The following is a 26243-nucleotide window of genomic DNA, read 5'->3' on the forward strand; positions in this document are numbered from 1 at the left end:
ACTGGAATAACAGGCCCAACAGGTCCAACGGGATTTGAATCTGCATTCAGAGCTTTCAAATCTACTGATCAGTCCGTTACTGCTAATACACTGTCTATAGTAACATTTGAAACTACACAATTCGATTTAAATGGTGAATATGATGGTGTATCAACATTTATACCGCAACAAGATGGAGTATATTTAATTATTACTACTATAATTTTTAGTCCTACTGATGATACTCTAAATTATGTGACGGAAGTATTTATAACAGTTAACAGTGCTTTAATAGCAGGAGATGATAGCTTTTTTGGGGGGAATACTGGACTTTTAAATGCGGTAACAGTTTCTACCATAGTACAATTGAATGCAGGGGATATGGTGCAAGTTCAAGCTGGTAGTACCATAGATGGCGTTATTGCATCTCCGCTTCTTACAAATTTTCAAGCTGCGAGGTTGCCATCACCAGTTCCAAATACACTTTTCTTGTTAAATAATTTATCTGCAGATTGGAGTAAAAGACCGTTTAGTAGAAAAACATAATTATGTTCATTTTAAAAATAGCGTGAAGAAAATGATGAATTTAAATTAATTTTGTCTATTAAGAATAAGAAAAGCCACNNGTGGCTTTTCTTATTCTTAAATTGTGATATAGAAGGCGCAAGGTTTTTTACATAAAAAACCTGCACATATAATATTTGAATTAAAAGAAAAATATAATCATTGTGGTCACAACGAAAAGGGTTATCAAATGCAATATTGCATTATTTATTTGAACGGCTAAAAAACTAGGGGGTTATAAACATATTTAACTTTCTCAAGTTTTTTCAGAATATGAGGGAATAGCTGTTTGGGTTATTTGTGATAGAATATTCTTAATAATATAATTTAGCGGAACGAAAAAGACCCATAGCGCGTGTAATTGTGCTGGTAACACTTTTACACCGTTTACCCTAATGCACTAGGGAAACATTTGCCATGAGTCTTACATAGTATAACACACCTTTTAGAGATAGTTCATGACAATGACGCGTTTTCTGATGAATTTTAAAGTAGGGAATGTGTCTTTTGTTCCAGAAGGGGGACAAAAGTGGAACAAGTTTTAAGTCAACTTATTGATAAAATTGATTTTAAAAGATTAAAACAAGATGAATTAGCAAAAGTGTTAGGCATTAGTGGTGGGAGTTTTTCAAAAAATTTATCAGGGAAGCGTCAATTTAATTTTTGGAATGTAGTAAAGTTATTAAATATTTTATGTGAAGACGATATGATGAAGAAAAAAGATTTAATTCATAGGTTTAGTATAGTAACAACGAGCAAAAAAAATTCTCGAATTGCTATGGAGTATGCAAACGCATTAGGTGATTTAGAATTATTAGAACTAATGATAGAAAAAGAGAAGAAATCTTCTCTAGCAATTAATAGAGAATGGGCCTATGTATATGAACTAGTTTGGAAGCGAGGGAAAGGTAACTTAACTGGAACATCTTTCTTAGAAGAATTAGAACATCGAAAAAATGGCCGGAAAATTAAAACTAAAGAGATGCAAGTTTTATTAGGTATACTAACGTTCTATACAATGTATGATCTTGAACGATTTAATTCTTTATTTGATTATGCAGAAGTATTACAACCAGAAGTTAATAACATAGAAGATGATTTCATTAGAATTGCATATACAATGCGTATTAAAGAGGGCTTAGCATATGCATATTTAACAGCAGAAAAGATTGAAGAATGCCGATCATTATGTCATGAAATTATAAATACAAATGATGAAAGTAATTGTTTATTGATTCTAAAAGCATCTGCATTTGTATATTTAGGGGAATCTTATATGATGGAAGATTACTCAAAATCCGAATGGTATATAAAGGAGGCGCTAAGTGTGCTGGGAGATTGTCCGTTTGAAAGAATGGAGATAAGAAGGAGGAATATCTTGAATACGTATGCTTTTCTAAAATTAATATATGGAAAACAAGTAGATTTTATAGAAGAATGCGGTGAAGCTGAAAAGGCTTTTAATGAAATAGTAAATGGTGATAAAGAAGTGGCGAAGAAAATATTGAATGATTTAAAAATAAAAAATGTAGAATTATCCGCGATGCAAACTTGTATATTAGGAATAGCGAATGGTGATACTGAGTTGGTTAATAAGGCAATTAAAATGTATGAATGTGCTGGGAATATATTTTACAGTAAATTCGCAAAAATATTATTGGTAGATATTAATAGATATGGTACAATTTATAAAGGTGATGTTAAATGAAAAAAATAATGACCCTTGTAACAAGTTTGGCTTTAATTGGAGTACTATTCTTAACTCCATCGAAGGAACAGAAAGCGCAACCTAAAAACGAAGCACGAGTAATATTATATATGGTTGATCCAGGAGGCGGAATGGGTTAGTACCGCTTTATTACAAATTAAAATTACATAATAGTTAAATGCGATTGTCTAAAATTAGGCAATCGCATTCGTCATTTTTAAGGACATTTCCTAAATTTTAAAATTGATATTTAGGAAATGTTTGTGATAATTTCACAAACCGAATGTTACACTATGGGAGAGATGAGTATGGGGAATACGCTTGCAATTACACTATGGAAGATGTTAAAGGTAGGAGTTTTAACAAATGATGAAAAGAAAAAAGGAGAAATTGAAAACATAAAAAATATAATGAAAAAAGAAAAAAATGATTGTTAGCTCGTATGCTGACAATCATTTTTTATTATGGCCTACAGCAGCCTTCATCATATCTAATAACATGTTTTGTTTTTCTTTTGGCATTTTTTCTAATGCATCTATTAACTCATTAAATTCTTTTCTTAATTTTGTATATTGAACAGCGTTTAGTTCTGGATCGTCAGATCGACCAAGTAAATAATCAACAGATACCTTTAATGCATCTGAAATTACTACTAACATTTCGTTTGAAGGAGAGCTATACCCAGTTTCATAATTAGAAATAGTAGTTTTTGTTACTTTAGTTTCTGTATCCATATTTTCTTTTATTTTTAATGCTAAGTCTCCTTGGGTAAGACCACGTTTCTTTCTAGAGTCTTTTATTCTCTGGCCTAAAATAGTCACAAAATCACCCCGTTAATATATTCACCAAATTACAAATAATCATTCGCGAAATAAAAGTACAATTAAATTGTACTTTGTTTGTAGGGGTTTTGCATTAGTTTTTTTGTTTTTTGTCTTAAGTCCAAAAAACTCGTATTTTTTAATTGACAGTCCAAAATTATTGTATGTATAATGAATACAAGAAGTCCAAAAAACTTGGATTTTAGGAGGTGCCATCGTGAGAAAGAAACGTCATAATTTAATTAGCGCTCGAAAAAGAAAAAATTATACTCAAGAACAATTGGGAGCGTTGATAAATAAGGACAAAACTGTAATAAGTAATTGGGAAACTGGTTACGCAACACCTGCATTGGACGATGCGTTACAAGTAGCACAAATATTAGAAGAAGATGTTTATAACCTTTTTTTAGATGTTGAAGTCCAAACTTCCCATACTTGACTAGTTTTAGTTCCAATAATTAAATCTTACATTATTTTTGAAAGGAGAAAAACAAAATGGGAATAGATCAAATTATTAAAGAGTCAATTCGTGAAATTGTAAGAGAGGAAATCAGGTCAGCATTAGCTGACTTACAACAACAATCTCAACCAAACAAAGTAATGCGAGTGAAAGAAGCGGCAGCTTACCTTAACATTGCTGTTTGTAGAATGTACGAATTGGCAAATCATCCGAATTTTCCGGTAATAAGAGAGGGACGTAAGTTGCTATTCTTACAAAAAGATTTAGAGTCGTGGTTGGAAGCTCAGAGGGAGGTGATTTAGTGGCAGATACAACATCGTTATTTATATTCGGAATGTTAATCGCATTTGGTCTATGGTTGTTTTACATCCCTTTTAAAACAATAAAAAAATGGGATTGGGAAGGTGTAGAACTAAATAAAAAGACCCACGGCAATGGGTCCTTAAGAAAAAACAATTCATTATAAGCATACCACGGAAAGTAGGGAAATAGTACTTGGGTTTTACAAAAAGGAGTGAGGGTTATGAATAACAAGGTATTGCAAATAGGACAAATAAATTTTCGTGGCAATGTTATAGATCACGGATGGTTTAAAACACTTATATTAGAAAACGGTAAACCAAATATTGTTGCCATTACTATATTAGGGGAAATCGTCTATTGGTATAAACCGACTGAAATAAGAAGTGAAGAATTTAATCAAATTCAGTATAAACAAAAATTTAAGGCGGACATGCTTCAGAAAAATTATCAACAATTAGCCGATTCATTTGGATTTACAAAAAGGCAAGTAAAAGAAGCGTGTGACTTTCTAAAAGAACGGGATCTTATAAAAGTTGAGTTTAGGACAATTTTTGTTAACGGGACTAGGTGCAATAACGTTATGTTTGTTGAACCTATACCTGAAATGATCCAGAAAATATCTGTTATGTATTGGGGGAATTGTACCCCTCCTACAATGAAACGCAATAGCCCTATTACTTCAGAAAGTAAGAGGGTCTTACATTCTAAAGTATCACCCTCCTACAATAAAACGGAAGAGGCTCTTACATTAGAACGTAAGACAAATACAGAGATTACTACAAATATTACTACAGAGATTACAACAAAGAATGTAAGTAGTAGTATATTTTCTTTTTACGAAAATAATTTCGGTATTTTAAATTCATTCATTGCCGAAAGTATTTCAGGATGGGTAAATGATACAAGTGAAGAACTTGTACAAGCAGCTATGGAACGTGCATTGAAGCAACAAAAGAAATGGAATTATGCTGAGGGTATTTTAAAGCATTGGAGCAATAACAATATTCGTATATTAGATGATGTAACAGCATCGGAAGAAGAGTTTAAAAGAAAACAACAAAGCCAAAAACGTACTGGTAAAGGTTATTCCAAACGAACGGAAGTTGTACCGGATTGGTTACGCAAACAAGAAGAACAAGAGCCAATACAGCAGCCACAGCGAACTCAAAGCAATGATCTTGAAAATAATAAGAAACGTTTGGATGAGATTCTAAATAAATATAAAAATACTAAAGGGGAGTAAGATATGAAAAACACAGGTGTTGCAAGAAAAGTGGACGAGCTAGGTCGTGTAGTAATTCCAATAGAGTTACGCAGAACTTTAGGTATTACCGAAGGAACGGCACTAGATTTTCATGTCGATGGTGAAAACATCGTTTTAAGAAGACATGAAAAGTCATGCTTTGTAACGGGTGAAGTTTCTGAAAACAACATAGAGTTGCTAGGTGGCCGAATGTTTTTAAGCAAGGAAGGGGTAATTGAATTACTGGATCTTATTCAGAAGAGTGGGATGGCACATGCCTAAGCAACTAAACATTTTCGATGTAGAGCCAACAAATTGTGAGTTCGATGTAATGAAGGCAAATGTGAAGAGAGGAACTGGACGCACTAAATATGCTGATGTACGCGTCCGAGTTCCAACGAATGCAAAGTGTACGGATGAATTACCATGCACAACTAAACAAGATGATCGTTATGACATCTTTGAACAATATGTAATGGCTATTTGGAGATTTCAAAGAGCTGTAGATAAGTTTTTCAATTGGGATACAGCTGAAGAATTGTGTAAGGCAGCAAGGGATAAAAAAGAAATAATTCCGGTAAGGGTTTATTTAGGAAGTGGATTTAAACCTGATGTTGTCGAGTACATGCGGTAGTAAAAGGGAGATGGACATATGAAAAAAATAGAAATTGATGTTAGTAGCAACAAACTTTTAATAGTGAAGGACGGAAATGTAACAGCAGTAAATCCGCCAATGAGTGGATTCGGTGAGCAAGTGGCGGTTTGGGTAAACGGTAAAGTTGATCGTGTAGATACTAAGTTTACTGAAAAGATAAAATAATCGATTTTAGAAAGTAGGTTCGCTTATGAGTGTAGCAAGAAATCATGAAGCGATGAAGGAATCACGGTTGAAGGTATACATCGCTTTAGAAGAAGCTAACTTCATTTGGGATGAAAGAGATGTAATTCGTTTTCGTGAAATGTGGTGTCAGGGCATGAGCTTGCCAAAGATGGCAAAAGCTTTAAGAAGGCACCAAGCGGAAGTTGCGCTCCTTGTAATAGATCAGGCTGATAAGTATTTAATTGAAAATCGTCCGATAGGATTAGGAATTTGCTAAATAGGAAGGGGAAATCAAAATGAACATTATGGAAAATGGTGTATTAGAAGCAACTAAATTAATGAGTGAAGCAAAAAATGAGGAACAAATTATAAATGAAGCTACAGTTTTACAGATTGCAAGTATCTTATCGATTGATGAATTAAATGATTATTAGGAAGCAACTTTACGAACTTGGAATAACAAAACTGATTTTGGAGGACGAGTTTCAAATGCAGCTTTAGGACTTACGGGCGAAGCTGGTGAAGTTGCCGATATTGTAAAAAAAGCAATTTATCATGGACATGGTTTCCAACCATCGCATTGTCCAGGAGAAGAGGACGGAAATACTTATAAATTAGCCTTAGAGCTTGGAGATATTCTGTATTATTTATCAATTATGGCTCACGAACTGGGATATACGTTACAAGATATTGCTGAAATGAATATTGCAAAATTAGCTAAAAGATATCCTGATGGTTTTAGTCGAGAAGCAAGTCAAACACGTGTAGATGTAGAGTAAGACCAAATTTGAATTTTGTAGAAAAAGAGCACTATTAGAATAGTGCCCAACTTCAATTTGCAGGAGTATTATGAGGAAACTTAAGTAGGTGGCTTAAGTTTCTCTATAATAATTATGAACCTGTGATTATAAAAATGCCCATATTTTAAAGGGGAGTTAGGGAGTATTTGTATACGGTGAAATCCTTGTTGAAAATGTTTTCAACTAATTGGATAGTTTCGGAGTCATAAAAACTTTCATATGTTGGGAGTCGTGGGAATAGAGGATCGGTAATGTCAGCATCTGCATAGTTACCTTTAAAAATGGTGATCTTACTTTGATGATGCCATGACTTAGTTAATATATCTAAAGGGGACTTCTTTAAACCATATATATTCTCTAAATTAGAAATTTCAGAAGAGAAATTTTCAAGGTGAATATAGTTTGTAACAAACTCTTCTTCGCCTTGAATATATTGTTGCACATAGTGAGGGTTCACATCATCTAAATTATTCATATGTGCTTTTAAGTAATATAAAAAAAGTTTAAAGGAGATTTTTCTATTACAGTTTTTATCATGATATAAAAACTGTCTAATTGGTTGCCATTCGGGATGTTCAATATTTGGTGGAGGGATTAGTGAGAGAAATGAACTTACTGCTCTTTTATAGGGATTTCTTACAAGTTTATATGTAGATTTTTCATTTGTGGATAATGCATTAGCAAGCCCAGTAAAGTAGTAAACTGAATTTTTGTAAATGTCGAACTCATAATTATGGATGAATGGGTTATATTTAATGGCTTCCTTAAACAAATTGATTTGATAAAAAAACCAATGAGCAAGTGATGTACATCCACTTTTTTGACTCCAAAATAATATTATGGGGAATTCTTGATGAAAATGGGGTCCTCGGGCGTATTTCATGATGAAGTCGTAAATATTTGAGTTAGTCATATGTTACCTCCCATCATATTCTAGAAATCTCATCTTTGTATACGATATGGAGAAAATTCTATATATATGATAAAAGGCTTGCAGGGCTATCAATTACTTTATAAAAGCGTTATTTAAATAAAAAGAGCGCTAATTGAGAGCGCTCCTTATACCTCATTATAACGACAGTGACGAATTCACATTATATAGAAAGGCACTATTATTGTATGTCAGAGTATGAGATTAGTGTATAGATATAGATAAAATCTTTATTTAAAAATTAAAGATTGGTTTTTAAGGGGCTCTATGACTAAGAGTTATTTTAAATTTTTTATGGTTTTGAAGTATTTAAGCAATGATTTTGTTTAAGACTAAGATATTTTCTCATTAGTAATACCGATTTGTTTCAGTAGACATGGCAATCGCTTTTGTTTCATGAACTGTACCATAGGGATGTTCTGGAGGTGCATATATAGAGTAAATTTTAAGTGGTTTATTCCCCATATTAATTACATTATGCCATTTTCCAGCAGGTATCATAACTGCATAGTCATCATAGACCATTTCTTGAAAATCTAATTTATCTTTGGTATCACCGATTTGAACGAGTCCTTGGCCCTCTTCAATACGTATGAATTGATCAGTTGTAGGGTGTACTTCTAAACCTATGTCATCTCCAACATTAATACTCATTAAAGTCACTTGTAAGTTTTTTCCTGTCCATATAGCGGTGCGGTAAGTATTGTTTTGTTTAGTGGCTTGGTTAATATTCAATACAAATGGTCTAGCTCCATAATCTGTTAATCTAACATTTTCACAATAAGGATTCCGGTTGTGGTTCCAATCATTATTGTTGTAACTGTAATAATAAGGATTCCAAGCGTAAATCCAATCATTATTATTCCAGATGCTATCCATTGGGCTTTGAGATTGATAATAATAAAGTGGAATATGTTGCATATCCAAGCTCCTCTCATAATTTCATCATTTACTTTTTATCCTATGCTGTTGTCTATTTATAGGAATGCAGAGTAAGAGGGAATGGGCAGTAATAAAAAATACAAACAAACGTTTTTATTTTTTTAGGAAAAATAAAAGTAACAAGTTAATAAGGGATGTACTACTGGTATAAAAAACTTAATAAAATAGTTATTTTATCTAGAAACAATAAAAGAACCCGCTGTTTATATACGGATTCTTTATAACAGGAACACAAGGAATACAAGGAAGCTGGTCCGGAGCAACCTTTGTATTCACTTGGATGATAATACTATATTCGAAAGAAATAAAAATGTTAATGGAACTTAATAAAATTCTTATTTGGGCATAAAAAAGAGTACGATATATGTGCTCTTGGACAAGAAAGGTAGATTTCTATGAGTGGATGCCTCCATACAATAATATATGCTTGTCCGGTTTAAATGTGAAAACAAATTTAAGTAAAAGAGCACATATATGAATGTGCCCTTTAAATAGGTGTCAGCTCACAAGGCCTAATTTGTAAGCTGAATACATGTGCAGCCCATATTAATATATGTATTTTCTTATGAATTGTGAAAAAACATATATAACAAAATCGTTATTTGGGAGAAAAGGGGGGATGGGAATGGCTCTGAGTCTTCAATGTGAAATATGTTCATTCAAATTCAAAATAGGTCAATTTTCTAGTGTTCCGGATATCGCATACTGTCCACATTGCGGAGATAGTTTCCTCGAGTATTATCCGAAACAAGAAGGTGTCCAGTATCAACATAGGGAGAAGAATTTCTTTTATCACCATAAAAAAAACGGGAATGTATGGAATGTATTGATTCAGGAAGATGAATCTAAGAAAGAATTTTTTGTCGATGTTCAGGGACCAGAAACAGACAGAGAAGCATTTGAGGCTGTTAAGGAGTTTTTAAAAGCGAAAAAGATGTATTTGCCTTGTACAGTGGTAGATATCCGATGTATAGGGGTAGGGATTGATAAAAAGTTATAGTTAAAAAAACGCTATTTGATAATAAAAATTAAAAGTGAAAAGAGCACTATGAATAAGTGCCCTTTCCAAGAGTGAGTATAAATATCTATCATTCTATACTAGTATATGCTGATAGATATAAATTGTGAAAAAATTGACAAAAAACTTATTTGATAAAAATATAACTAAGTTACAATAAATTCCACGATAATTGGAGTTGCTCCATCAAGTACATCTCCACCAGGAATGGTAATAGAAGAAGGGCCAACAGTGATAGTTGAGGTATCAGCTGTTTGGAGAACGCCATTAATATAGAGGTTGTAGTAAGAATATGAAGCTGGAAATGCTGTATTGGTCCCTATATCATTTGTAAAAGCTGTTGCAGCAATTGCAAATGTAGCACCAGTACCTGTCCCAGAGCTTGCTAAGCCCGTGAATTTTCTACCTGCCACAAAAGGTTTAACGATAGCCATTGAAATTCGCTCCTTTCTAAAATTAACTCGACCAAACTTTTAGAAAGCTTGGTCCTGTATTATATTTTATGGTTTACTTTTCAAAAAGAAACGGCTTATATATTAGCATATAAGTACAGTTTTTATCATTTGTATATAAAATTATTAGGGTTTTTAGGGTGCGTTTCGTGTTATTAGGAAGAGATAATTAGGGGGCTTTTGAATGAAAATTTCATTTTAATATAAAGCAGAATTATTAAATGGCTTAGGCAGACAATTTATTAAATGAACTGTCCACCAAATAAATGAAAGATTATTTGAGCTATAAAGCCCAAGTTTAGTATGGATAGAATCATGAAAATTTAATCATAAAACAGATAAATTATGTTATAGAAAACCTTCAATTAAAAAAGAGCAGTTAGCTTTTGCTAACCGCTCGGCTCTCGACCAAGAAAGCTAGAGTGGGAGAAATCGACTTTTTAAAGTCTTGTCTACAGTGTTAGACAATGTTTAGAATTTTATTCACTTAAAACATAAAAAGAGCAGCTAGCAAAAGCTAACTGCTCATCTCCAAGGGGGAACAAGAAGAAAGTAATTTAATGGGTTGTCTACAGTATTGACGGAATATTGAGCTTTATTCAGGGGAGGAATCATAATTTATAAATTATATTATGATATTCGCTATTACCCATATCGCCCAGAAAAGAACTAAAAATTCAATCGTAATCCAAAGTGCTTTTTTCTCAGGTTTTTTAAACTCTTTTATTAAAGAGAAAACAGCACTAATTGCTATAAGGATGAAAAGAACGAGTCTTATTGTATCTGGCATTTTAACCACTCCTAATTTTGAATTAAGTTCATTATATAACGATTTTTAAATTTTTAGACAATTATTGGTGAGAATTAAGCTAAATTTAAATAAAATAATCCTTTTAAAGCGAAGCAAACAGAATATAGTTCGGCTAGAAAACTAGAGGACACCAATTCATTAAAGTAGCAATTAAAGCTGTTTTAGGAATCGGTGTCCTTTTTATTTTAAAAAGGGAGATGGGGTAATGAAGGGGTTAAAAGATCAGTTACATGAATGGAAAAAGAAATCCAAGCAAGAAAAGAGGAAAAAACCAAAAGAGAAATTAAGTACTCGTGAAATTGAGGATTTAATGGGGATGCATAGACCTTGTTATGAACGTAGGCGTGGAGCTTTAAGACAAAAGTAATTTAAAAATAAAAAGGAGTGGTCTTACATGAGTAAACAATTATCTTTCTTACCAAAAATCGATAGAGTAGCAACGCAGAAAAAATTAGAAGGTGTTCTCGAAAATGTACGTTTATATAGACAGTTTGGAATGATGCGTGAAGAAATGAAAGTCACCCCTTCTTATGAAATTAGATATCACGGACCTACAAATGATGTAGGGAAGCCACTAGAAGATGTAGCGATGGCTAATATTCAACAAAATAAAAGAGAAGAGTGGATTAAGCAAACATCATTTCGTATTGACCAGTTTCTTAGTCGTTTGGGTAATGGGCGCGCAGGAAAGGATCAAAGAGACATCATCATTAAGCGTTATTTAGAAGATGAAGATGTATGTGATTATATGGTATATAGTGAAATCGGCATGAGCGAGCGTACTTATCGACGTGTTAAGGCTAGAGTATTTTATAAACTTGCTTTTGCTCTTAGATTAGAAGTTTATGAGACTGAAGAAACTGGAGGTAATAAATAATGAATTTTGTTCAGCCAATACGTGATCCAGAGCAAATACAGCAGCTAAAAGATTATTTTAAGGAAAAGAGCTTACGTAATTACATTCTCTTCATTATGGGAATCAATACAGGACTGAGAATCTCGGACATTTTGAAATTGAAAGTAGGAGATGTCAAAGGTAGTCATATATCTATGAGAGAAAAGAAAACAGGGAAACAGAAACGAATACAAATTACTGCAGCGTTAAAAAGAGAACTTAAATGGTTTATTGAAGACAGAGAAGACAATGAATATTTATTACAAAGTAGGCAAGGCAGGAATCGTCCAATCGGTCGTAGCATGGCATATAAGATATTAAGTGGAGCAGCGGCAGAGTTCGGTTTAGATGAAATAGGGACACATACGTTAAGAAAAACATATGGATATCACATGTACATGCAAACGAAAAACATAGCATTGCTCATGGAGATATTTAATCACTCGTCAGAGAAGGTCACGTTACGTTATATAGGTGTAAATCAAGATGCAATGGATAAGGCAATGACTAGGTTTAAAATCTGAGCATTGCTTTTTCTTTTGAGATAGTTTAAAACTTTAGTCTGATTGCGATGGGATTACCACATCAAAAAAAATTGCATGTTACGTTAAGACACATTTTAGGCAAAAAATCATTAGTTCTCTGAAGAACTACCATCATCAATCCTGTTTTATTGGAGAATCTTGAGAAAATATTTATCGAGATAAAAAATTAACATTTTTTCAATTTACTGTAATTATAATTAAAGGTATTCTGTTAGTGTTATACAAATGTATCTGTCGATCTATTCCATGTATGAATCTAGTCTGGTAATCAACAGAATATTCCACACACAATTGAAAAAGGGGGAAAGTTTATGCAAAGAACTTTAAAATTCCTGTTCATGTCCGTTTTTTCTTTGATTTGTGTTTTGTATGTTCAAACGAATGCTTTTGCCGCACCAGCATACGAGGGAGTTGTCAAAATGAAGCAGCCGTCAGGCGAAACTTTTGAGGGAACGTTACATGGAGATGAATGGTTCCACTGGGTAAGAACAAAGGATGGCGACGTACTTTTACAAGATCAGAAGGGATATTGGAATTACGCTGAGCTTACATCAGATGAACTGAAATCAACGGGTACAAAATATAAAATTGATAAGAAGCCTTCAATGGCGATAAATGAGAAAAATTTGAACAAATGGATAAAGGAATACAACCCTCAAGCAAAGAAAAAACAGGAGCACATGAATAAATTACAAAAAGAATCACCAAAAAATATTGATGGAACTGTCACTCCAGTTTTAGGAAACAAAAAATTACTTGTTTTGTTAATTGGGTTTACGGATGTTGATATTGCATATAACGATAACGACTGGAGTAATAAATTCTTTTCTACAAATCAAAAGTCAGTTAAGAATTACTATAATGAAGTGAGTAACGGAAAAGTACAGATAAATCCATCTCCCGAAACATATGGTACTCAAAATGATGGAGTGGTTAAAGTGAAATTAGATTACGCTCATCCGAGTACATCGGGGAAAAGTATGGGTACGGTTATAACAGATGCACTGGCTAAAGCTGATTCTCAAGTGAATTTTGCTAGTCTTGATACTAATAATGATCAAGTCATTGACTCTAAAGATGGCTTCTACATTGTAAGTTTTCTTGCTGGTAATGAACAGGCTGCTCCTGGTGCTCCACTTCCTTATATTTGGGCACATCAGTCGTATGCTCCAAATACAAATCACGATGGTGTTACGGTATCAGGCATGTATACGGCACAGGGTGAAAAACAATATGGTCATATGGCAACGATTGGTATCCCTGCTCACGAGTTAGGTCATTCCTTTGGCTTGCCAGATCTATATGGTGATAATAATCGTGTGGGTAGCCTAAGTATAATGGGTAATGGATCTTGGAATAGTCTTCAAGGAGAAGATTATGGAGCTACACCCGGTCATATGGATGCTTGGTCAAAAGTAAAATTAGGATTTGTAACACCAAATGTAGTAAATACCACTAATAACTTTACTCTAAATGCGATCCCAAATAACTATAATGTGTTAAAGATTCTTTTAAAGGATAATACGTATTTTTTAGTTGAGAATCGGGCAAAGGTTGGGTATGATGCGAGCTTACCAACAAATTCTGGTGGTATTGCGGTTTGGCATATTGATGAATCTATGAATAATAATTCCAGTGATTCTCATCCTTTCATTGATATAGAGCAATCAGTCAGTGAATACCAAGACCCGTTCTATTACACGAATCAAAATCATGCTGCTACCTTTGGTCCAGACACTAATCCGAATAGTAATACGTACACGGGAGAAAAATCAGGAGTAACGATTACAACGACAAGTACAAGTAATTCTGCTATGAATGTAGCAGTCACAAAAAAAGAAGCTAATTGGATTCCGCAAACAAATTGGACTTTAAAATATGTAGACAGCTATAATTGGTATAATTTAGGTACGTATGCCTTTGATGGAAACAAAGATACATTTTGGCATACCAACTGGAGTCCTGTAGCTCCAATGCCACACGAGATTCAAATTGATTTAGGTGCGACCTATGACCTTTCCAAATTCAGCTACCTGCCAAGACAAGACGGACAAATAAACGGAACGATTAAGGACTATGAGTTTTACGTCAGTGGTGATGGAGTGAATTGGGGAACAGCTGTATCCGTAGGTGCTTTTGCAAACAATACTAACTTGAAAGAGGTCAGCTTTGCAAACAAGACAGGTCGTTATATTAAACTACGTGCATTAAGCGAGGTAAACAACAATCCATGGACAAGTGCCGCTGAAATTAATGTATTTGGAGTGGTTCAATAATATATTTGTGAGGTTATCTAATTAAATCATTGATACGCTAGTTCAAATGGTTATTATCTGCTGAGAGTTTGCTGGGCAGATAATAACCATTTTTTTCTATACTAGCCAATATGCAAAAGAAAAACATGGATTGATAAAATTCATATTCTTAGCTTGATAGCAATGTGGTGGTACTCCTTACAGTTACTCATAAATTTTGTACTATGTAACTCAAAAAAGAAAGTATTATAAATTCAATGATACCAAGGGATTCAGCTAAGGGGTCAGTTACACAAAATATAAGATATGGGTAATTCAAGAGGAGAGAAATGTACAAAGATTAGGATTACTAATAATGAATATTTATCATAGTTTGCGATTGGGTTTTTACTTATATTTACAATTGATATATAATAATAATAAGTTACTTTTGTTTAAGCATAAATCTAGGGATTTTTAGAGAAAAGGAGAGGGGGTATAATCTATAATTAAACCCGCAAAGAATAAGTCTGTTTTTTGTGGGTGGGTTACAAAAATCGGTTTATGAAGGTAATGATAGTCTAAGTCCATTTTTACCTATTACAATCAAAATTAGGAGACAGAAACATGAAAGTTACAAAAAAATTTTTAATCTTAGTATTAAGTATAGTAATCTTACTTAATATTCAATTAGGAAGTAGCGCTGTCTATGCAGCAATAGATGTCCAGATTCCTACTTTCAATAGTATAAATGTAGATAAAAAAGAAGTGAAGGAAGGAGAGCAAGTCAAAATATCTATTGATGCAGTAGATAATGAGTCAGGTATAAAAACTGTGTTTGTATATTATAAAACACCTATTACAGGAAAATCTGCGCGTATTAGTCTTCAATATAACGCTGAGACAGGTAGATATGAAAGATATCAGAATATCACTAATACTTTTGAGCCGGGATTATGGAAAGTTAGTGGCATATATATTACTGATAATGCTAACAACGAGCTAACAGTTAGCCCTTCTCGTGAGTATGATTTAAGTAGTGCTGAATTTAAAGTAGGGACCCCTTCAGTGGACAGTGTTAATCTAACAGTAGATCATGCTAGTCTTTAAGTGACAGGAACCCCAATTACATTGAAGGCAATAGCAGAAGGAAGTACAGAACCAGAGTATCGTTACTTTATCCGTGATGAAAAGGGAAACTTGACTACACTACAAGAGTATGGCAATAAAGATACGGTTACATGGAAACCAACAAAAGCTGGTACGTATACAATAATCGTAGATGCAAAGGATAAAAAAACCAGGTACTAATTATTATTATGAAGCACGAACAGAGATGAGTTATAAAATACAATAATTAACATGTACTCCTATCATTTATGGTTTTGATTATATGATAGGGGTACTTTTTATTTCGAATAGCTAGCTTGAGAAAAGAAAATAAAAATAGTGGCAGAGTCGTGACCGCTTTTTGGCAGTAAATGTGCCGGTTGTTTTAGAATCAACGTGATATATTTGTATTGTGAGAAGTGGCGGAAAACATAGCTCATAAATTCTTTTATAAACTATATGTTGTCTAAACGGTTTCATAATGACGGCACATAAAATCCGAAACCAGCAGATGGTAATGATTGAATGATACCGTTATTAAGGAGAGCTTTTGCTCTTCTTTGAGCTAATAACATTCTAGGTAGGTGGAATGAGGGTACCTGATAAGTTTGCCGATAGTTTCCGTCGTGGTTGTCAGTTGGAAGAAGAATAAAACTTCATTTACCGTATTATGAGAATAGGGAGTATATATTTTATTTTAGTGAATAAAATGGGTTACTAGTATCGAATAGGAGGAATAAGATGAATTTAATAAAACCAAATGAAGTTGAAATTAATTGTTCTGAAGATGGAGTGTATGATGGACAAGTAGCTAAGGTTATGGATTTAAGAATGGATAGCGGAGAGGTTGATTATAGGATTATAACAGCAGATGGATCGGAATTCTGGATTCCATCAGAAAATACAACTATAATTTTTTAATCTAATAATACAATACGCTATTTACTGAAAATACATTCTTTTGTTAAAATTGGTATGAATCAAAAATTCTGACAAAGGGGTGTTTTTTTGTGAATTTAAAAGTTTATCAAATTATTCAAATGCAAAACGAAGAAGTTCTATGGAATCAAGTAGTACAAAAAATAACAAATATGGGCTTTTTCCCTGGAGAGCACAATTTACGTTATTGTGTAAACAAGGACTTCAATTTTGAAAATGGAGTATTTGTAGGAGCACTTCATGAAGAGTATATACCAGACCAAACATCAATAGGATCAGATCGAGAAGAAACTTCAATTGACAACATTGAACCTTGGGAAAGAACGATGTTTGCAATTGATTTTAATAATCGGAAATTGCTGATTCAACAACGTGACTATTCACCTAAAAATTTAAGTCGAACTACTGCTAGAGCAAGAATTACAGGTGTTTTAGACGCAATTTGGCAAGAAGTATTTGAAGCTGAATTCAACTACATTATGACAAATTTAATGTTGGGTAATGACTATTTCATTAAAAATTTCGTTGAAAGAACAAGGGTATTAGGTGCTAAATTAAAATATAATGAAAAACATGGCTGGGCAGTTAATCAAATTTATGACGGTTCTCCATTTGAAGAATCTTGGAAAGACATGTGGAATAATGATGATAGCCATCTACATGAGATTGTCCTTCGAGCTCGTGGCGGTGGAGATTTAAATAATTCCCCATTATTCAAATTAGCATTAAGTCCAGGTGGTTTGGAGATTGAGAGTATTACATATTATGACTCCCAAGATGACAAGCCTAAAACGGAATCTAGAGCATCATTTGATTTAATTGATGTTCCAGACGTTACTAAGAGAACTGAAATTTTAACTGCATTACACCAAACGCATAAATATATATTAGAAAATCAACGTAAATTAGCGGATTTAAGAGCTATCAATTTGGAATAAAAATAAAAAGCATCCATTCGGGTGCTTTTTATTTTGGAGGGATGAAGGATGAATAAAGCTAAACTAACTAAACCAGAACAAGCAATTATAATCAGTACATTCATTTCGATGTTGGGACCAGACCTTGTAAATGAACGTATCGATAAAAAGAAATTAGAAACTGTTATACCAATCTTTAACGAGATGGAAGATAACACCACGCCAAAGCAAAGAAGAGAAGCGATGGTTAGTTTGTTAGATAAAACCATGGATGAATTCTAAAAACAGCAATAAAAAAGGAAAAGCAACTCGCTTTGGGGTGCGAATCACTTTTCCTGATGGCAATGTTAACTTTAGTATAACGAATTGTATTTATTTAGTAAATGTATAATCGGAATATTCTTTCCAAGGGAGTGAGACAGATGCAAGTCTACTGTTCTAACTGTAATGAAGATTACGATATGCAACCACAAGTGTCACAGCTTCCAAAAAGAATTGAGAAGTGTTTCTACATTTGTCCTCATTGTGGTCATGAGCATGTTGCTGCATATGTGAACGATAAGGTTCGTAAGTATCAAGGTGACAATGCAAAGTGTCACGAACGGATTAATATAAATAATCTGGCAATCGAGGATGAAATGAAACGGTTGAGGAATAGGGTGGAAGGTGCCAAGTAAACCATTCAAGCCGTGTAAGTCGTTAGGTTGCAATGAACTAACACGGGATAAGTATTGTGCTAAACATATCGAAAAGGAAAAAGAAACTGTAAGATATTATGACAAACATATTCGAAATAAAAGCTCACGTTCCTTCTACAACTCAAGATTGTGGAAGGATATGCGTGAGCTTATTTTTCGTAGAGATCATGGCTTATGTGTTCAATGTAGAAGTAAAGATGTCATTAAGATAGGTGATGTAGTCGATCATATCATTCCTATCCGTGTTGATTGGTCGAAACGATTAGAACCATCAAATTTACAAACGCTTTGCCATGCTTGCCATAACAAGAAAACAAAAGAAGATGAGAAGAAAAACCAAAAATAATTCGAAAGAAAAAATTCATAAACATCCCCCCACTATGAAAAAGCAAAAGGCGACTTTCTGGAGACCGCCGCCTAGCTTTCCGTGCAAAAAGTTCGTTTTATTCCATAAAAGGGGGTTCAGCCGAGGGAGGTGATTCACATAGGAAGGAAAGCGAAACCGATTCATTTGCATTTATTAGAAGGTAATACAAATCGATTGACAAAAGATGAAATTGAGCAGCGATTAAAAGCCGAAAAACAGTTACAAGCAAAAAAGGACAAGGTAAAACCACCAACGTGGTTAGATTCAATTGCTAAGAAAGAATTTAGACGGATTGCTGGTGAATTACTAGAGTTAGATGTTATTACAAACATAGATGTGAATGCATTAGCAACATATTGCGATGCTTACTCTGACTATGTTGAATGCACCAAAATTATCCGAGAAGAAGGACTTCTTGTTGAATATACCAATAAGGCAGCTGAAACCAATAAAGTGCCACATCCACTACTTACAAAGAAGAAGCAATTGCATGAACAAATGAAGGCTTTGGCTGTTGAGTTTGGTCTTACACCAAGTGCAAGAGCGAAAATTGTCATTCCAAATAGTAAACAAGGTCCGAAAACAAATGTAGAAAAGGAGTTTGACGTATAACATGATCAGACAATGGATGTTGGACTACTGTGATGATGTACTAAATGATGAAGTTGTTGCTTGTCAGAAGCATAAACAGGCTTGTAAACGATTTTTAAGAGATATTGAACGTGAAGGTTCTGAAGATTTTCCATATGTTTTTAAAGAAGAAAAAGCACTTCGTTTCCTAAAGTGGATGTCTCTTTTTAAACATACAAAAGGAAAGTTAGCAGGTCAGAGAATTGAACCACATTCGATACAAATTTTTGTATTTAGCAATATTTACGGATGGGTTCATCGTAATACAGGATTAAGGCGATTTAAAAAGGCGTATTGGCAAGTTGGACGTAAAAACGCAAAGTCTCAATCATTAGCGTGCGTTGGCTCATATGAAGCAATGGCCTTTGGTGAGAATATGTCGGAAGTGTATGTTGGTGCCACAAAAACGGAACAAAGTAAGATTGTTTGGAACGAAATTAAAGCGCAAATGAATGGGTGCGAAGACCTAAAAGAAAAATTCAATATTGCGTATGGGAAAATTGAGCATCTCAAAACCGATTCTTTTATTTCCGCGCTCTCAAAAGATGCGGGAAAATCTGGTGATGGACTGAATGTCCAGTGCGGGATTATCGATGAGTATCATGCACATCCTACTTCAGAAATTTATGATGTTCTGGTGTCAGGTTCAGGTGCTCGTCCGAATCCACTTATGATGATTATAACGACAGCTGGTTTTAATTTGAGTCATCCTTGCTATCGTGTGGAGTATCAATATGTTTCTAAAATTTTGGACCCTAATATTGATATTGAAAATGAAGAATACTTTGTCATGGTTAATGAGTTAGATAAAGATGATGAGATTACGAATCCGGAAGTGTGGGAAAAAGCAAATCCAATCCTATGTAGTTATGAAGAAGGGCGTTCTTTTTTAAAAGGAGAACTTCAATCAGCGCTTGATGTACCTGAGAAAATGCGTAATTATCTCACGAAAAACATGAATAGATGGGTGGATATGAAAGAAAATGGCTATATGGATATGCAAAAATGGAAGGATTGTAAAGAAACGGTGGAATTATCCGAATTAAAAGGGTTGGAATGCACCGTAGGTGTCGATTTATCAGCAAAAATTGACTTAACAAGTATTTCGTTTGAGTTTAAAAAAGATGATAAGTATATCGTAATTAGTCATAGCTTTATGCCAGAAGATACGTTGGCTGAAAAGAGACAAACGGATAAAGTCCCTTATGATCTGTGGGTACAACAAAAATGGATCACAACAACACCTGGTGCAGTGGTTGATTACGAATATATTAAAACACATATTAGAAATATGAAAAAAGATCATAAATTTAAGATTAAAGAAATATGTGCCGATCCATGGAACGCAACACAATTTATGCAAGACATGGAGGCGGAAGGGTATACCATGATAGAGATACGCCAAGGTATGGCAACTTTATCAGGCCCTACAAAGGATTTTCGTGAACAAGTGTATCAAAAGAAGGTCATCCATAACAACAACCCGGTACTGAACTGGGCAACTAGTAATGCTATAACAAAACAGGATGCTAACGAAAATATCATGTTGGACAAGTCGAAAACAACGGAAAGAATTGATCCGATAGCAGCTGTCATTAACTCACATGTTCGATGCATGCTCAATTCTGGTGAAATGGACTTAAATTCCTATATTTTAAGTCAAGATTTCTCATTCTAGGGGGAATTACATGCGATTCTTATTATTTTTTATAAGTATTTTAGAGGATATTCTATTAATTTCAGGGTTGTCCATCATTGTAGGGACGACTTTTTTTGTTAATCCGATTTATGGATGGTATCTGTTAGGGATTATTCTCACAATGATGGGGGTGGTAATGATAAGAAGATAGAAAGGAGGTGAAACATTTGATTTTTCGGCAGTTATTTAGAAATCAGGATACGACAGATTTAAAAAATCCTTCTCCTTGGTTTAAAAGTTTATTTGGATATCAAGCCGCAAGCGGTGAAAAGGTAACGGTTGAGTCCTCTTTAGGTGTTCCAACAGTTTATCGGTGTATTAATATCCTTGCAAATAGTGTTGCGATGCTTCCGTTCCAAACGTTTAAAAAGACAGCGAAGGGAAGGGAACGGGATAAGGCACATCAAGTATATTTTGTTCTAGAAAGAAGACCCAATCCTTATCAAAGCCCATTCAAATTCAAACATTTAATTGAAACACACCGTAATACATGGGGAAATGCCTACATCAATATTCATTGGGGTGTGGATGGAAGACCAAAAGAATTATGGGTACTGAATCCAGCTGTTACAACGCCCACTGTGGACCTAAAGACCAATAAGCTATGGTATTTCACTAGTTTGCCAGACGGCACACCTATAAAAATACCTGATGATGACATTATTCATCTTACAACATTGTCTACTGATGGTCTAAAGGGGAAACCCCCTATTCAAATTGCAAGGGAGTCTATAGGTAGCTCACAGGCGGCACAGAAGTTTAAAGGTAAGTTCTTTACAAACGGTGCAGCGCATAGCGGAATATTAAAAACGCAACAAGCACTTGGCAAAGAGGCAAAAGAAGTACTTCGTGATGCATGGGAAGAGGCAAATACAGGATTAAATAATGCTCAAAGAATTGCCATTTTAGATGCTGGTTTAGAATTTGAGAAGGTTGGTATGCCTTTAAAGGATGCCCAATTTATTGAAGGTATGAAATTTGATAAGGGCGAGATTGCAAATATCTTTAACATTCCGTTGCACATGATTAATGAGTTAGATCGTGCTACTTTCTCCAATATTGAGCAACAGGCGTTAGATTTTATTCAAAATACTTTGAGCCCAATTCTTATACAGTATGAAGAAGAGTTTTCTTATAAATCATTTTCGTTTAATGAACAAAAACGATATTATCTAAAGTTTAATCTGACAAGCTTATTACGTGCTGATTCTAAATCACGAGCAGAATTCTACAAAATTATGTTAGATGCTGGTGCATTTTCTATTAATAAGGTGCTGGAACTAGAGGACATGGACGGGATTGGGGAATACGGTGATAAACATCGCGTTGACTTAAACCATGTATCTATTGAGATTGCCGATGAATACCAATTAGCGAAAGCTAATGGAGGGGCACTACAGAAGGGAGGTGAGGACGATTAAAGACGTATTTACTATTAAAAATCAAACGGAATCGTCAGCAGATCTATTTATCTATGGTGACATCATAAATAATACAGGTTGGAAATGGGATGATTCTGATATTATGCCGGATGATGTAAAAAACATTTTAGGGCAATTGGATGATAAAAGTAACCTTAATATCTATGTAAATAGTGGTGGTGGTTCTGTATTTGCTGGTTTAGCCATTTATAACATGTTAAAGCGCAATAAGGCTCAGAAAACTGTTTATGTAGATGGTGTTGCAGCTTCTATCGCTTCCGTAATCGCCCTGGCTGGTGATCGTGTTGTTGTCCCTTCTAATGCTTTCTTAATGATTCATAAGCCTTGGACATATGCAGCTGGAAATGCAATTGATTTCCGAAAAGCAGCAGAGGACCTTGATAACATCGAGTCAGGAATCATGAATGTATACAAAGAAAACTTAAAAGAAGGCGTTGAAATTGAAGAAATTCAACAATTAGTAGATGCTGAGACTTGGTTAAGTGGTGAAGAAGCTGAAAAATACTTCAATATTGAAGTTGTAGAAGCGAAAGACATCGCAGCTTGTAGCAGTGATTACTTTGATAAATATCAAAAAACACCAAATAAGATTGTAGCAAAGGCTCCTTCTATTCCAAATAAGGATAATAACGAACAATTAAAAATACAAAACGCACTAGACCTGTTAGAGCTATAGGTCTATTTTTGTGCCAAAACAAGGAGGAAATACCGAATGGATAAACGTGAACAAGAGTTACGTCAAAAAGTTGCTGATTTAAAAGCGAAAGCAGAAGAATTTAACAATAGCGGTAAATATGAAGATGCAAAGGCAAAAATTGAGGAAGCGAAAAACGCAAAAAATGAATTGGATAACTATCTAGCAATGATGCAAATTCAAGTTTCTGACCCTGTAAATTCACAAGCAGGAGTTTTGCCTCCATCATCAGTTAAAAATGAAGATCCATCGTACAAAGAAGTATTTATGAAAGCTATCCGTGGTCAAAATTTAAGTCATGAAGAAGCAAGCGTTATGCAGGAATACAAAGCGGCCTTATCTGAGAATTCAGGTAAAGATGGTGGCTATATTGTTCCAGAAGATATTACGACAACTATTAATCAATTAAAACAAACGGTTGATAGCCTAGAACAATATGTAAATGTACAACCTGTATCAACAAACAAGGGAGCCCGTACACTAGAAAAACGTGCAGCATCTACACCTTTTGCGCCATTATCTGAGTATGGTAAGCCAAATGCAATGCAAGAAATTGCTTCTCCTGAATTCGATCGTTTATCTTATGCAATTGAGGATTATGCAGGCTTTTTACCAGTACCAAATGATTTGTTAGATGATACAGATCAAGCTTTAGAAAGTTATTTACGTCAATGGATCGCGAAAAAATCTATTGCAACTCGAAACTATTTGATTTTACAAGAAATCAATAAACTAACAAAAGTTGATTTAAAGGATTATAACGGTCTTAAAACAACATTAAACGTTACACTAGATCCAATATTTGCAGCAGCAGCTAACATTTTTACAAACCAAGATGGATTTAATTACTTAGATCAATTAGAAGATAAAAATGGACGTCCACTACTTCAACCAGATCCAACAAATCCAACTCGTAAGTTATTTTCCGGTAAGCCCGTTATTGTTTTGTCTAATAAAACAATTGCTACAGATAAAGACGGAAAAGCACCTTTCATTGTTGGTGACTTAAAAGAGGCAGTTATTCTTTGGGATAGAAAACAATTATCTATTGATATGACCAAAGAAGGCGGAAATGCTTGGAGAACAAACACTTCTGAGTTTCGAGCAATCGAACGTGAAGATGTTACATTATGGGACCAAGAAGCAGTTGTATATGGGCAAATTACGATTGCGCCTAAAACAGGGGCTTAATAAAGTAGGAGGTGTCCTTCTTGGTACTAACATTAGAGGAAGCGAAAAAGTATCTTCGTGTGGATGGTGATGAGGAGGACGATCTCATTACATCTTTCGTAATAGCAGCTGAAATATATATTAAAAATGCTACAAGTAAAAATGTGGATTTAAAAAGTGAGCTTGCTAAATTAGCAGCTCGTATTTTAATTGCTCATTGGCATGAAAACCGTGAGGCGGTTGGGAAAGCAGAACAATTAGCATTTAGTTTGCAATCGATATTAGTTCAGTTGCAATATTGTGGTGGTGATTCAAGTGAATCCAGGTGAATTAGATAAACGTCTTACATTTCAAGTGAAAGATGATGAAGCAAAGAACCCAGACGGTGATCCAATAGAAGGTTACAAGGATTCCTTTACTGTATGGGGCTCTTTTATTTTTTTAAAGGGAAGAAAATACTTTGAAGCAGCGGCAGCTAATAGCGAAATTCAAGGTGAAACAGAAATCCGATATCGTGCTGATGTGAATGCTGATATGAAGATTAAATATAAGAACGTAATTTATGACATTGTTTCAGTTATTCCAACTGAAAAACACACCTTATCAATTATGTGGAAGCGTGGTGGAATGAATGGCTGATGGTGTTGATTTTTTAGGCTTTGATCGCTTGATATCTGAATTAGAACAAATGGGTTTACGTGGAGAAAAGATTGAAGACGGAGCACTTGCGGCTGGTGGTGAGCAAATTCGAAAAGCTATTGCTGAAAGAAGTGAACCAAGGAGTTCAAGCCCTAAAAAACCGTCCAAAAGTGAACCTTGGCGTACAGGCCAACATTTGCTTGATAATATACGGGTTACAAAGGCGCGAATGGAAAATGGTGTGAAAACGATCAAGATTGGAATAGACAAAGCGGATCGTTCTCCATATTTCTATGGAAAGTTTTTAGAGTGGGGTACTTCTAAAATGCCGGCACATCCATTTATAGAACCCGGTTTTAACGCTTCTAAAGCGGATGCGGTACGTGCTATGACAGACATCTTAAAGAATGAGATGAGGCTGAATATATGATAAATTTACGACCTGAAATCGTCCAAGCTCTTGAAAATAATCAGGAGATTGTTTCTTTATTGGGTGGAAGACGTGTTTATTATCGTAAAGCTAAAAATGCTGAAGAGTTTCCACGGATTACATTTTTTGAATTAGACAATAGACCAGATGGGTTTGCGGATAATGATGAAAGTGAAAGTGAAATCACATTCCAAATCGATATCTGGTCAAAAGGTAGTACAACAGCAATCCATCAAAAAGTAAATGAAATCATGAAAGATATTGGTTTCTCACGTTATGCAGTAGCTGATTTGTATGAAGATGATACACAAATTTTTCATTACGCGATGCGTTTCGCGAAAGGAGTGGAGTTATAGATGGCTGGAGAAATTATTACAATTAGTTCGACTGTCGGTGTAGATAGTCTTGTTTATGCAAAACTATTAAAAGATGATGCATCAGGTGTTTCATATGCAGATGTAAAGAAGTTAGAAGGGGCAGTAAAGGTTAAAACTTCTAAAAAAGTAGCTTCAGAAATTATGTGGAGTGATAATAAAAAATCAGAGATTGCTGAATCTGACGGAGAAGTGGAAGTTGAAATTGAAGTTCGTGGACTTTCCTTATCAGCGAAAGCAGATATTGAAGGGTATCCAGAAGTTACAGATGGCGTATTAGATGAAAAACGAGAGGGAGAAAAGCCATATTTAGCAATTGGATGGCGCTTTTTAAAGGCCAATAGTAAATACCGTTATGTTTGGTTACTCAAAGGGAAGCTTTCACAAGAGGAGGAAGAAGCTGAAACTAAGAAGGATAAACCAAACTTCCAAACTACAAAACTTAAAGGCTCATTCATTGAACGTGACTTTGATGATAGACCTAAATTTACAGCTGATGCTGACGAGCCTACATTCACAAAAGCTATCGGAGACAATTGGTTCAAAAAGGTATATGAAAAAACAGCAACACCACCAGCAGGAAAGTAAGAGGGGGCAAAAGCTCTCTC

General features: G+C 34.4%; 39 protein-coding genes and 1 pseudogene. 35 read left to right on the forward strand and 5 right to left on the reverse strand.

Annotation, left to right across the window (positions count from 1 at the left end; all coding sequences use genetic code 11):
• Positions 1-6 precede the first annotated feature (6 nt).
• The 4 genes from CN409_RS32335 (at position 7) to CN409_RS32550 (ending at position 2688) form a co-directional block, all read left to right on the forward strand.
• Complete coding sequence (locus CN409_RS32335) at positions 7-525, forward strand: exosporium leader peptide (RefSeq protein ID WP_240518636.1); 519 nt, start codon at positions 7-9, stop codon at positions 523-525.
• A gap of 547 nt (positions 526-1072) precedes the next feature.
• On the forward strand, positions 1073-2251 hold the full coding sequence (locus tag CN409_RS12605; RefSeq protein WP_097981566.1) for an AimR family lysis-lysogeny pheromone receptor: 1179 nt from the start codon (positions 1073-1075) through the stop codon (positions 2249-2251).
• Complete coding sequence (locus CN409_RS31825; protein WP_170955785.1) at positions 2248-2391, forward strand: hypothetical protein; 144 nt, start codon at positions 2248-2250, stop codon at positions 2389-2391. The genes CN409_RS12605 and CN409_RS31825 overlap by 4 nt, the downstream gene beginning before the upstream one ends.
• A gap of 168 nt (positions 2392-2559) precedes the next feature.
• The gene (locus CN409_RS32550; RefSeq protein WP_255260092.1) at positions 2560-2688 is read left to right on the forward strand and encodes a hypothetical protein; all 129 of its coding nucleotides are present in this window, start codon (positions 2560-2562) and stop codon (positions 2686-2688) included.
• Positions 2689-2703: 15 nt separating this feature from the next.
• Here CN409_RS32550 and CN409_RS12610 read toward each other — a convergent pair whose 3' ends face one another.
• Positions 2704-3072 (reverse strand): helix-turn-helix domain-containing protein, encoded by a 369-nt coding sequence (locus tag CN409_RS12610; protein WP_097981564.1) that lies wholly within the window; start codon positions 3070-3072, stop codon positions 2704-2706.
• 217 nt (positions 3073-3289) lie between these two features.
• On the opposite strand from CN409_RS12610, the gene CN409_RS12615 reads away from it, so the two are divergent.
• The 9 genes and pseudogenes from CN409_RS12615 to CN409_RS12655 all read left to right on the forward strand — a co-directional run bounded on the left by CN409_RS12615 (position 3290) and on the right by CN409_RS12655 (position 6677).
• A complete protein-coding gene (locus tag CN409_RS12615; RefSeq protein WP_097981563.1) occupies positions 3290-3511 on the forward strand; it encodes a helix-turn-helix transcriptional regulator in 222 nt (73 codons plus the stop codon).
• A gap of 56 nt (positions 3512-3567) precedes the next feature.
• A complete protein-coding gene (locus CN409_RS12620) occupies positions 3568-3834 on the forward strand; it encodes a helix-turn-helix domain-containing protein (protein ID WP_086403813.1) in 267 nt (88 codons plus the stop codon).
• Positions 3834-3998: a hypothetical protein gene (locus CN409_RS31830; RefSeq protein WP_097981561.1), complete on the forward strand. Its 165-nt coding sequence runs from the start codon at positions 3834-3836 to the stop codon at positions 3996-3998. The genes CN409_RS12620 and CN409_RS31830 overlap by 1 nt, the downstream gene beginning before the upstream one ends.
• A 57-nt stretch (positions 3999-4055) precedes the next feature.
• Positions 4056-5078: a DnaD domain-containing protein gene (locus CN409_RS12630; protein ID WP_097981559.1), complete on the forward strand. Its 1023-nt coding sequence runs from the start codon at positions 4056-4058 to the stop codon at positions 5076-5078.
• A 3-nt stretch (positions 5079-5081) separates the two neighbouring features.
• Positions 5082-5360, forward strand: a complete 279-nt coding sequence (locus tag CN409_RS12635; RefSeq protein ID WP_097981558.1) for an AbrB/MazE/SpoVT family DNA-binding domain-containing protein — start codon at positions 5082-5084, stop codon at positions 5358-5360.
• Positions 5353-5712 (forward strand): cell division protein SepF, encoded by a 360-nt coding sequence (locus CN409_RS12640; RefSeq protein ID WP_097981556.1) that lies wholly within the window; start codon positions 5353-5355, stop codon positions 5710-5712. The genes CN409_RS12635 and CN409_RS12640 overlap by 8 nt, the downstream gene beginning before the upstream one ends.
• An 18-nt stretch (positions 5713-5730) precedes the next feature.
• The gene (locus CN409_RS12645; protein ID WP_000717826.1) at positions 5731-5898 is read left to right on the forward strand and encodes a DUF3954 domain-containing protein; all 168 of its coding nucleotides are present in this window, start codon (positions 5731-5733) and stop codon (positions 5896-5898) included.
• 25 nt (positions 5899-5923) lie between these two features.
• A complete protein-coding gene (locus CN409_RS12650; protein ID WP_097981555.1) occupies positions 5924-6175 on the forward strand; it encodes a helix-turn-helix domain containing protein in 252 nt (83 codons plus the stop codon).
• A gap of 19 nt (positions 6176-6194) precedes the next feature.
• Positions 6195-6677, forward strand: a pseudogene (locus CN409_RS12655) (nucleoside triphosphate pyrophosphohydrolase family protein).
• A gap of 145 nt (positions 6678-6822) precedes the next feature.
• On the opposite strand, the gene CN409_RS12660 reads toward CN409_RS12655, so the two are convergent.
• Both CN409_RS12660 and CN409_RS12665 read right to left on the reverse strand, forming a co-directional pair.
• Positions 6823-7611 carry a sulfotransferase family 2 domain-containing protein gene (locus tag CN409_RS12660; RefSeq protein ID WP_097981553.1) on the reverse strand — a complete coding sequence of 263 codons (789 nt, stop codon included), beginning with the start codon at positions 7609-7611 and terminating at the stop codon, positions 6823-6825.
• A 366-nt stretch (positions 7612-7977) separates the two neighbouring features.
• Positions 7978-8550, reverse strand: a complete 573-nt coding sequence (locus CN409_RS12665; protein WP_097981552.1) for a cupin domain-containing protein — start codon at positions 8548-8550, stop codon at positions 7978-7980.
• A gap of 646 nt (positions 8551-9196) precedes the next feature.
• Here CN409_RS12665 and CN409_RS12670 point away from each other — a divergent pair.
• Complete coding sequence (locus CN409_RS12670; RefSeq protein ID WP_097981550.1) at positions 9197-9571, forward strand: hypothetical protein; 375 nt, start codon at positions 9197-9199, stop codon at positions 9569-9571.
• Between the two features lie 164 nt (positions 9572-9735).
• On the opposite strand, the gene CN409_RS12675 is transcribed toward CN409_RS12670, so the two are convergent.
• Positions 9736-10023 (reverse strand): DUF4183 domain-containing protein, encoded by a 288-nt coding sequence (locus tag CN409_RS12675; protein WP_044585247.1) that lies wholly within the window; start codon positions 10021-10023, stop codon positions 9736-9738.
• Positions 10024-10666: 643 nt separating this feature from the next.
• On the reverse strand, positions 10667-10831 hold the full coding sequence (locus CN409_RS31835; protein WP_001113468.1) for a hypothetical protein: 165 nt from the start codon (positions 10829-10831) through the stop codon (positions 10667-10669).
• Positions 10832-11057: 226 nt separating this feature from the next.
• On the opposite strand from CN409_RS31835, the gene CN409_RS31840 reads away from it, so the two are divergent.
• The 21 genes from CN409_RS31840 (at position 11058) to CN409_RS12795 (ending at position 26223) form a co-directional block, all read left to right on the forward strand.
• Positions 11058-11219 carry a hypothetical protein gene (locus tag CN409_RS31840; protein WP_097981549.1) on the forward strand — a complete coding sequence of 54 codons (162 nt, stop codon included), beginning with the start codon at positions 11058-11060 and terminating at the stop codon, positions 11217-11219.
• Between the two features lie 27 nt (positions 11220-11246).
• The gene (locus CN409_RS12690; RefSeq protein ID WP_097981547.1) at positions 11247-11729 is read left to right on the forward strand and encodes an ArpU family phage packaging/lysis transcriptional regulator; all 483 of its coding nucleotides are present in this window, start codon (positions 11247-11249) and stop codon (positions 11727-11729) included.
• Positions 11729-12271 carry a site-specific integrase gene (locus CN409_RS12695; RefSeq protein ID WP_097981546.1) on the forward strand — a complete coding sequence of 181 codons (543 nt, stop codon included), beginning with the start codon at positions 11729-11731 and terminating at the stop codon, positions 12269-12271. The genes CN409_RS12690 and CN409_RS12695 overlap by 1 nt, the downstream gene beginning before the upstream one ends.
• Before the next feature lie 332 nt (positions 12272-12603).
• A complete protein-coding gene (locus CN409_RS12700) occupies positions 12604-14568 on the forward strand; it encodes a M6 family metalloprotease domain-containing protein (RefSeq protein WP_097981544.1) in 1965 nt (654 codons plus the stop codon).
• A gap of 585 nt (positions 14569-15153) precedes the next feature.
• Positions 15154-15636, forward strand: coding sequence for a hypothetical protein (locus CN409_RS12705; RefSeq protein WP_097981543.1), 483 nt, complete (start codon positions 15154-15156; stop codon positions 15634-15636).
• Positions 15637-15657: 21 nt separating this feature from the next.
• Complete coding sequence (locus tag CN409_RS12710) at positions 15658-15837, forward strand: triple tyrosine motif-containing protein (protein WP_170955786.1); 180 nt, start codon at positions 15658-15660, stop codon at positions 15835-15837.
• 540 nt (positions 15838-16377) lie between these two features.
• Positions 16378-16557 carry a hypothetical protein gene (locus CN409_RS12725; RefSeq protein ID WP_097981540.1) on the forward strand — a complete coding sequence of 60 codons (180 nt, stop codon included), beginning with the start codon at positions 16378-16380 and terminating at the stop codon, positions 16555-16557.
• Positions 16558-16646: 89 nt separating this feature from the next.
• Entirely contained in the window at positions 16647-17513 is an 867-nt protein-coding gene (locus CN409_RS12730) for a hypothetical protein (protein WP_001050327.1), read from the forward strand.
• Positions 17514-17561: 48 nt separating this feature from the next.
• Positions 17562-17774, forward strand: a complete 213-nt coding sequence (locus CN409_RS12735; protein WP_088069182.1) for a hypothetical protein — start codon at positions 17562-17564, stop codon at positions 17772-17774.
• 140 nt (positions 17775-17914) lie between these two features.
• Positions 17915-18169, forward strand: a complete 255-nt coding sequence (locus tag CN409_RS12740) for a hypothetical protein (protein ID WP_097981538.1) — start codon at positions 17915-17917, stop codon at positions 18167-18169.
• Positions 18159-18536, forward strand: coding sequence for an HNH endonuclease (locus CN409_RS12745; protein ID WP_097981537.1), 378 nt, complete (start codon positions 18159-18161; stop codon positions 18534-18536). Before CN409_RS12740 ends, CN409_RS12745 begins: the two co-directional genes overlap by 11 nt.
• Before the next feature lie 129 nt (positions 18537-18665).
• On the forward strand, positions 18666-19169 hold the full coding sequence (locus CN409_RS12750) for a phage terminase small subunit P27 family (protein ID WP_016077621.1): 504 nt from the start codon (positions 18666-18668) through the stop codon (positions 19167-19169).
• 1 nt (position 19170) lies between these two features.
• Positions 19171-20865, forward strand: a complete 1695-nt coding sequence (locus tag CN409_RS12755) for a terminase large subunit (RefSeq protein WP_097981536.1) — start codon at positions 19171-19173, stop codon at positions 20863-20865.
• 188 nt (positions 20866-21053) lie between these two features.
• Positions 21054-22307: a phage portal protein gene (locus CN409_RS12760; protein WP_016077618.1), complete on the forward strand. Its 1254-nt coding sequence runs from the start codon at positions 21054-21056 to the stop codon at positions 22305-22307.
• Entirely contained in the window at positions 22294-23004 is a 711-nt protein-coding gene (locus tag CN409_RS12765) for a head maturation protease, ClpP-related (RefSeq protein ID WP_016077617.1), read from the forward strand. Before CN409_RS12760 ends, CN409_RS12765 begins: the two co-directional genes overlap by 14 nt.
• Positions 23005-23040: 36 nt before the next feature.
• Positions 23041-24213, forward strand: coding sequence for a phage major capsid protein (locus CN409_RS12770; RefSeq protein WP_087875741.1), 1173 nt, complete (start codon positions 23041-23043; stop codon positions 24211-24213).
• A 20-nt stretch (positions 24214-24233) separates the two neighbouring features.
• On the forward strand, positions 24234-24521 hold the full coding sequence (locus CN409_RS12775; RefSeq protein WP_016077615.1) for a head-tail connector protein: 288 nt from the start codon (positions 24234-24236) through the stop codon (positions 24519-24521).
• Positions 24508-24831, forward strand: coding sequence for a phage head closure protein (locus CN409_RS12780; protein ID WP_097981534.1), 324 nt, complete (start codon positions 24508-24510; stop codon positions 24829-24831). The genes CN409_RS12775 and CN409_RS12780 overlap by 14 nt, the downstream gene beginning before the upstream one ends.
• Positions 24824-25261 carry an HK97-gp10 family putative phage morphogenesis protein gene (locus CN409_RS12785; protein ID WP_016077613.1) on the forward strand — a complete coding sequence of 146 codons (438 nt, stop codon included), beginning with the start codon at positions 24824-24826 and terminating at the stop codon, positions 25259-25261. Before CN409_RS12780 ends, CN409_RS12785 begins: the two co-directional genes overlap by 8 nt.
• Entirely contained in the window at positions 25258-25617 is a 360-nt protein-coding gene (gene gp17 / locus CN409_RS12790; RefSeq protein ID WP_097981533.1) for a tail completion protein gp17, read from the forward strand. The genes CN409_RS12785 and gp17 overlap by 4 nt, the downstream gene beginning before the upstream one ends.
• Positions 25618-26223, forward strand: coding sequence for a major tail protein (locus CN409_RS12795; protein ID WP_016077611.1), 606 nt, complete (start codon positions 25618-25620; stop codon positions 26221-26223). It abuts the gene before it with no gap.
• Positions 26224-26243 lie beyond the last annotated feature (20 nt).

This window comes from Bacillus sp. AFS012607, from assembly GCF_002558005.1.
Lineage (GTDB): Bacteria > Bacillota > Bacilli > Bacillales > Bacillaceae_G > Bacillus_A > Bacillus_A thuringiensis_S.